This window comes from Propionibacterium sp. (assembly GCF_047719395.1).
Lineage (GTDB): Bacteria > Actinomycetota > Actinomycetes > Propionibacteriales > Propionibacteriaceae > Propionibacterium.
Genome location: NZ_JBDNTB010000024.1, coordinates 35536 through 37762 on the forward strand (window position 1 = coordinate 35536; position 2227 = coordinate 37762).

General features: G+C 66.3%; 2 protein-coding genes. Both read right to left on the reverse strand.

What is annotated here, in order from left to right:
- A partial coding sequence (locus ABF648_RS05940; protein WP_415631374.1) for a D-alanine--D-alanine ligase family protein occupies positions 1-1117 on the reverse strand: 1117 nt, incomplete at its 3' end.
- A 128-nt stretch (positions 1118-1245) separates the two neighbouring features.
- Positions 1246-2046 (reverse strand): lysophospholipid acyltransferase family protein, encoded by an 801-nt coding sequence (locus ABF648_RS05945; protein ID WP_415631375.1) that lies wholly within the window; start codon positions 2044-2046, stop codon positions 1246-1248.
- Between the last annotated feature and the right edge of the window lie 181 nt (positions 2047-2227).

Below are 2227 nucleotides of genomic sequence, written 5' to 3' on the forward strand. Positions count from 1 at the left end.
CGCTGCCGGGCCGCGTCAACGCTGCGCGAATGAGCTGGTCGATCAATTCCGGATATTCGATACCGGAGCTCCTCCACAGGCTGGGATACATGGAGTGGGCAGTGAAACCGGGCATCGTGTTGATCTCGTTGACCAATACCTCGCCGTCGGACCTGAGGAAGAGATCCACCCGGGCAAGACCCTCGCAGTCAAGAGCCTCGAAGCAGCGGATGGCCAACTCGCGGATTCGTGTCTGCGCGGTGGCGTCCATCGTTGCCGGAATGCACAATTCAACCTGCTCCTCGGGCAGATACTTGGCGCTGTAGTCGTAGAAGCCCTCGTTGGCATGCATGACGATCTCGCCCGGCACCGACACCTTCGGCTCGGCAGGATCGGCTGCGAGCACCCCGCACTCGATCTCGCGGGCACCGGTGACGCCCTGCTCAACGACGACCTTCGGATCGCAGGCCCTCGCCTGCTCGATCGCCTCGGGCAGGTCCTCCCGGCACCTCACCCGGCTTATACCCACCGAGGAACCGCCGCGCGCGGGTTTGACGAAGACCGGAAATCCCAGCTCGTGCTCGATCCGATCCAGCACTTCCGTCCTGTTGGTGGGCCACTCGTGCGGGCCGATGGCCAGCCATGGCGCCAGCGGTATGCCTGCCTGCTCGAAACAGGTGCGCATGAACTGCTTGTCCATACCCATGGCGCTGGAGGTGACGCCGCAGCCGACATAGCGCAGCCCGAGCATCTCAAAATGACCCTGGATGGTGCCGTCCTCGCAGTAGGCGCCGTGCAGCACCGGGAAGGCCAGGTCGATACGCACCCTGGCTGCCGCCATACCGGGAGCGAGAGTGATCAGCGAGACGCCGTCGGCGCCGCGCACCAGCGTGGCCTCCGGGTGAATGGGGTTGATGCTCGGCAGCACCCCGTCCCTCACCTGGAGCGCGGCGATCTCCTCGAGACGGTAGCGGTGCCACACACCGTGCTTGTCGATGCCGATGCCGTGGACCCGGTAACGGCTCTGGTCGATTGCGCTGAGCACTCCGGCAGCGGTGAGGCAGGACACCTCGTGTTCTGTGGACTGGCCGCCGAAGATGAGTGCGACATTGATGCGGTTGTCACCGGAAGCAGTCATGGATTCCCCTCGAGGGACGATCGTCGTCGGCCGGGCCCCACACAAGACTAACGATGCGCAAGACTAACGACCACAGGCTCCATCGACGCCAGATGCCGTGGATGGCGCACCCTGGCGCAGCGCCTGTTTCACAGCACGGCCTCGTCCACGGGCACCCGCGCGCGCCGATCGGGGTGCCAGCGCTCGGGTGGTGGTTCGAGCCCCCTCACCCGACCCACCTGGGCGGTGATGGCGTCCATGATGCGCGCGGTGGCCTCGAAGACGGCGCGACGATCGTGCTCGCCGCGTGCCACCAGATCGGCCAGATGCACCGGCGGGCCGGCCTGCACCCAGACATCGCTGCGTGGGAACAGGTGGATCGGTTTCTTGTGGCGTGCCGGGATGATGGCATTGGCACCCCACTGGCCGATCGGGACGACAGGCGCCCCGGTTGCCAGGGCGAGCCTCGCCGCCCCGGTATGACCGGCCATCGGCCATTCGTCGGGATCGTAGGTGAAGGTGCCCTCTGGATAGATGATCACTGCCAGACCCTGTTCGATGGCATCCCCTGCTGCCCGAAGGGAGTCTGCAGCAGATCTCGCACCGCGAACCACCGGGATCTGCTCCACCGCCCGCAGCAGCCGGCCAAAACCTCTGATGTCGAACAGATCGGCACGTGCCAGAAAGTGCGGCCAGCGCCCTGAGTAGGCCAGGTAGTGCGCGATGATCAGTGGGTCGAGGTCGCTGACATGGTTCGGGGTGATGATGACCCCGCCGAGGGCGGGAATCCACTCCTGGCCCTGATGGTGCAGCCTGGCGACGGAAGTCAGCAGAACCGAGGCAACATGTGCCGAGGTGGCGAATGCGCGGTTGGCCGGCTCGTGATTGACCCGGCCGAGCTTGCCGGCATACAGCCGGCTGCGTTGCACCTGCGGCGTGGAACTGGTCACGGGCGTCATTGTGCCAGTTCACTCCGGTGTGTCATGACAGGCGAATACTCCCGTCACATGTTCATGAGAGACGAAGACGCCCCCCGGGGGGAGCCCGCGCAGCCGGCCCCACCCGAGGGCGGGGTGGCGGGGGCTCGACGCCACCGCGGGGGTGAGGCGCGGGTGGGTCCTCGCCCCCGGG